The organism is uncultured Veillonella sp., from assembly GCF_905209685.1.
GTDB lineage: Bacteria > Bacillota > Negativicutes > Veillonellales > Veillonellaceae > Veillonella.
Genome location: NZ_CAJLUB010000124.1, coordinates 1 through 5,267, shown reverse-complemented (window position 1 = coordinate 5,267; position 5,267 = coordinate 1). Strand labels below are relative to the sequence as shown.

Here is a 5,267-nt window from a genome sequence, read left to right as displayed (position 1 = left end):
TTGCCTTTGGCAATGGAATGATGCCTCGTTGGATGTGCCAACGTAAGATGATTTGGTGTTTGCTAACGCCGTACTTTTCAGCCAAGCTCTTGATGATAGGATGGTCGAAAATTGGTTGGCGATCACGAGTAAATGGAGACCACGCCATGCCTACTACTTGATGTTTACGCATTAATTGTAATAAGGACTGACGTTGGTTAAACGGGTGGCACTCGATTTGGTTCACCACAGGTTTTACATTACAGTGATATAGCAAGTCGATGAGGCGATCTTCGTAAAAGTTAGAGAGACCTAGACCACGTAATACGTTTTGGTCGTATAACTCCTCCATAGCGCGCCAAGAACCGTAGTAATCACCCAAAGGTTGATGTACGAGCATAATGTCGATATAATTAGTGTCTAATTTCTTTAAAGAGCTTTCAACAGCTCGCATTGTATTATCGTAGCCTGCATCGGTGTGCCAAATTTTTGTAGTAATAATGATATCTGTACGATTAACGCCAGATGCTTTGATACCTCTACCAACGGCCTCTTCGTTACCGTAGTAAGCGGCTGTATCGAGCAAGCGGTAACCTACGCCAAGTGCATTAGCAACGGCTTGCTCCGTTTCCCCTTCGGTGCCTGTTTTATAAGTGCCATAACCGATAGAGGGAATAAAGCTGCCGTTATTTAAAATTCTAAAATCCATCCGTTCTTCCATGAGAACCTCCGTTATATCCATAAATTAAAGGAATTAGCTTTCATACAATTCTAATTGATTTTATGATATACTAAGGTATTGATAAAAATCAATATGACAGGAAGTGACAGAATGAAATTAAAACGAATTTATTCTGTAGTTGCTATGCTTGGTGTTGTGATGATGGCCTTGGCCATTGCTGGTTGCGGTACGAAAACTGTATCCGTTGCTGATGTAACATACAAGGATATGCCGCTACAGATCCATAATGATGCCAATGTAACAGCCCTTAACAAGGCGACGGTAACACCGACGTTGACAGGGCAGGTCGCGTATGCTGTAAAAGTAGGCGACCAAGTACAACAAGGTCAAACCTTGGCCACTGTAGATACATCGGCTTTACAGCAACAGCTAGCATCCTTACAAGGTCAATTAGCACAAGCGCAAGCTCAGTCCTATGCGACATCCGTTACAACTACGACGGCAGCATCTGTAGATAGTGGTCAATTAGCACAAGCTCAAAAGATGCGCGAAGCGGGTATGATTACTCAAAAAGAATATGATCGCATTGTAGAGCGGTCTCAGCCACAAACTACGACGGTAACAACTGGTGGTGGCGGTGGTGCCAATACGGCAGCCATCCAAGCTCAAATTGCTCAAGTATCTGCACAAATGGCAGCATCTACAATCGTAGCGCCTATAGCTGGTACAGTGACTGCTATTTACAATGAAGACCGTCAAATGGCCATTGCAGATCGTCCGTTCATGATGATTCAACAATCTACACCGATGGTAGCTTCTCTTAGCATCCCTCGTGATGCGGCGATGAAATTAGGTACACCAGATGCTAAAAAGGGTATTAAGGTACTCCTCAAGGTAGGTGACCAAGAGTTACCAGGTGAATTGACATATGTAGATGTGACTCAGCCAGAAAATGTGCCAAGCGTTCTTGTGAAAGCTACTTTCAACAATGACAAAGGCCTAATCAAGGCTGGCGAGTTCTATACGCTCATCATCGAGTCAGATATAAAAGCGAAGATGCTCACTGTACCAAGCAAAGCGGTTCGCGAAAACCAAGACGGCAAATACGTATATGTATTGACTGAAAATAATACGGTTGACGTACGTGTCATTGAGGTCGGTATGACAGAAGACGATAATGTAGCAATTATTTCAGGCCTAAACGAAGGCGATAAGGTAATTACAACCGACGGAAACTTTGAATTAGGCGAATCTGTTAAATTATAATGAACGACCATGTGGTTATAGGTACCCATGGTAAATACCTCGACCGAGGAATTTGATAGGAGGGATTATTATTTTAGAATTTAAACGTTTTGAACTAAGAGACAAACCATTAATCGACAAATATTTTGAACAACATCATTATGAAGCATCTGATAATTGCTTTACTACATTATTTATGTGGCAAGATGCGTATGGTATTCGTTGGGCTGAGGAAAACGGTGTATTGTACATCCAAGGTGGCGGTAAACGTGAACCATTCCTATTGCCTCCGTTTGCCGGTAAAGATGCAAAGTTCCTTGATGGTTTGTTACGCGCTAAAGAATGGTTCGTAGAAAATAATTTGCCATTCCGTTTCAAAGGTATTAGCAAAGTTGTAAAAGAGCGTATGGAAGAGTTATGTCCTGGTCGTTATGAATTTACACCTGACCGAGACAACTACGAATACATTTACAAATCTGAAGATCTTATCAACTTATCTGGTAAGAAGTTCCGTCAAAAGAAAAACCATTTGAACCAATTCCGTATGCAATATTCTAACTATGAATATATGCCAATCACTGAAGATATCATTCCATTGTGCCGCGAAACAGCAGCATCTTGGGTAGAAACTCATCATGAAGAAGGTATTGAAGATGAATTGGTTGCTATCAACTTATTATTTGATAATTGGGAGACACTAGGGCTTAAAGGTGGCGCCATCAAATTGTTTGGCCGCGTTGAAGCTTTCAGTATCGGTGAATTATTGAATGATAAAATGGCGTTGATTCACATTGAAAAAGCAAATCCAGATATCCGTGGTTTGTATCAAGCGATCAATAATGAATTCATTCGTCATGAATTTAGCGAAGTAGAATTCATCAACCGTGAAGAAGACATGGGCTTGCCTGGTCTTCGCCAAGCAAAAGAATCTTACAATCCAGATCATTTTGCTGAAAAATATGACGCAGTATATGCTAATGAAGCAGATAATGCAACAGGCGGTAAATAAAAATCTGAGCTATGAAGCCGATGTGCTTCATAGCTCATTTTTGTTATAATAGGAGTGTTAGCCTATCTATTTGATTATATTTTGTATCATCATGGTGATGCCACAGATAGAGCGTGGTTTTTATACTATAACGAGGATATACTTATGGAATATAGAATTGCAACAGTTCAAGATACGCCACATGTGGAAAATCTATGGGCGTACTGCTTTGAACCAAAGGAAGATCCATTCTTCCAATATTACTTTACAAATTGCTATGAACCAGAAAATACAATGGTTGGTCTTGAACAAGATCAATTATTGAGTACCGTTCATTTGCGTCAATATAATATCAATGTTCGTGGTGCTGTATTGCCTACAAGCTATATGGTTGGCGTAGCCACACATCCAGCGGCTCGTCGTGGTGGCGTAGGTGGTGCGTTGTTAAAGGCTTCTCTTGAAGAGCTTCGCAACCGAGGTCAAGTATTGACGATTTTGATGCCCTCCAAGGCTGCATTCTACCAACAATATGGTTGGGAACTCTATGCTCATCAATGGGTGAACACTATGTCTCTTGAGGACTTGCGCCCTATGACTGATAAATCCTTGAGCTTTGGTTTACTTAATAGCGTTGACCAATGGACATTGCTTGATCCTGTATATAAAGCATATACAGCTCGTCTTTCTGGCTATGCTGAACGCGGTGAAAAGGAATGGAAACGCTTGCTCGGCAGCTTCTTTGCAGAAGGCGTGAATATCGCTGTAGTGCGCAATGATGAAGGTGTTATCGAAGGCTATGCGGTGTATCGCTTAGGTCAACCAGAAATTCCTGTATCCGAATTAGTTTATACTACACGTCGTGCACAACGAGCATTGTTGAACTACTTCTATAACCACCGTTCTCAAGGTACTACGATTCGTTGGAATGAGGGCCTTCACGATACATATTATCGCTTCTATCCAGATGGTAAAAGTGGACATTCCACAATGCCGTACATGATGAGCCGTATTGTGGATGTGAAAGCTGCCTTCGAATCCATTCCTGTAAACCCAGAGGCTTTGATGATGCCTATTACAATGACCTTTGGTGTGAAAGATAGTCTTTGTGAGTGGAATGAAGGTCGCTATGAAGTCCAATATGGCGGCGCATTGACTCCATCTGTTAAAAAGGTGTCTGATACATTGGATGGGGACGTAGATATTACTGTTGAAGTCGGCGCTTTGAGCCAACTCTTAATGGGCACATTAACTGCTCGTGATCTTGCTTTTGAAGGTAAACTTTCAGCTAATGAGGAATGGCTAGAATTCTTCGATATTCTCTATCCTGAACAAAAAACATATATTAACGAATGGTGGTAATATGAGCTGGAAAACGTATACAGTGAAAGAACCAACAGAATTGACGGTCTCTAAATATGTAAAGGAACGCTTTTCATTATCCTCTCGAGATATTCAAATGATGTTCCGCAAGAAACGGGTGAAAGTAAATAGCCGTGTAGCCCATTCCCAGCGTTCTCTCAAAAAGGGTGATGTGTTAACTTTGGAATTACCACAGGATAAGGACTATGGCGTCGATGTAGAAAAAGGCCCTATTACAGTTCTCTACGAAGATGCTCATACCTTGGTGGTTGATAAAGCTCCATTCATGCTTGTTCATCCAGCGGGACAAACTAAATCTGGTACATTGAGTAACTATGTGGCTGGGTATTATGCTAAAAAAGGTGTAGTTCACAAGGTGCGCCCTGTACATCGTCTTGACCGAGACACATCTGGTTGTATTCTCTTTGGTAAAACAAAGGAAGCTCAGCAATATTACACTGATGAATTACAAGCTGGTCGTATCGACCGTATCTACACAGGCTTAGTAGAAGGCTGTATTAACGAAGATGGCGTAGTTGATGAACCTATTGGTGTTGATCTAGTATTTGATAATCGCCGTGTCATCGATGAGTTTGGTCAACCAGCTCAAACGGAATATACCGTTCTTGGTCATGAAGGCGAACATACGCTATTGAAGTTCAAATTATTAACCGGCAGAACACATCAAATCCGCGTGCACATGGAACACATTGGTCATCCTATTGTGGGAGATGCCATGTATGGGACACGCAATAAACCCTATACACGTCAATGCTTACATGCGTCAGAACTCACCTTTGTACCCTATGGTAAGGACGAGGCTATGACGGTAACCTGTGAAGTAGTGGATGATTTTGGTCGTGAAAAATAGTAATTGCTTTTATAAGTATCATCAACTATAATTTATATGATGATGTGGTCATAGAGCATGCCACGTAAAATAAAGAAAGCTCAATTGCTAGATGTGGACATAGAGCGTGCCACGTAAAACAAAAAAAGCTCAATCGATGATAA

At 41.4% G+C, this 5,267-nt stretch carries 5 protein-coding genes; 4 read left to right on the top strand and 1 reads right to left on the bottom strand.

Translation table 11 applies throughout. From position 1 onward, the window contains the following. On the bottom strand, nucleotides 1-700 hold a 700-nt coding region (locus QZ055_RS07995; protein ID WP_295825889.1), incomplete at its 3' end, for an aldo/keto reductase. A 111-nt stretch (nucleotides 701-811) separates the two neighbouring features. On the opposite strand from QZ055_RS07995, the gene QZ055_RS07990 reads away from it, so the two are divergent. From QZ055_RS07990 to QZ055_RS07975, 4 genes are all read left to right on the top strand, one after another. Beyond that, a complete protein-coding gene (locus QZ055_RS07990; RefSeq protein ID WP_295215966.1) occupies nucleotides 812-1,927 on the top strand; it encodes an efflux RND transporter periplasmic adaptor subunit in 1,116 nt (371 codons plus the stop codon). A gap of 52 nt (nucleotides 1,928-1,979) precedes the next feature. After that, a complete protein-coding gene (locus QZ055_RS07985) occupies nucleotides 1,980-2,915 on the top strand; it encodes a DUF2156 domain-containing protein (RefSeq protein ID WP_178885654.1) in 936 nt (311 codons plus the stop codon). Between the two features lie 144 nt (nucleotides 2,916-3,059). Further along, nucleotides 3,060-4,253, top strand: coding sequence for an enhanced intracellular survival protein Eis (locus tag QZ055_RS07980; protein WP_295825886.1), 1,194 nt, complete (start codon nucleotides 3,060-3,062; stop codon nucleotides 4,251-4,253). 1 nt (nucleotide 4,254) lies between these two features. After that, nucleotides 4,255-5,124 (top strand): RluA family pseudouridine synthase, encoded by an 870-nt coding sequence (locus tag QZ055_RS07975; protein ID WP_295825884.1) that lies wholly within the window; start codon nucleotides 4,255-4,257, stop codon nucleotides 5,122-5,124. Nucleotides 5,125-5,267: the final 143 nt, after the last annotated feature.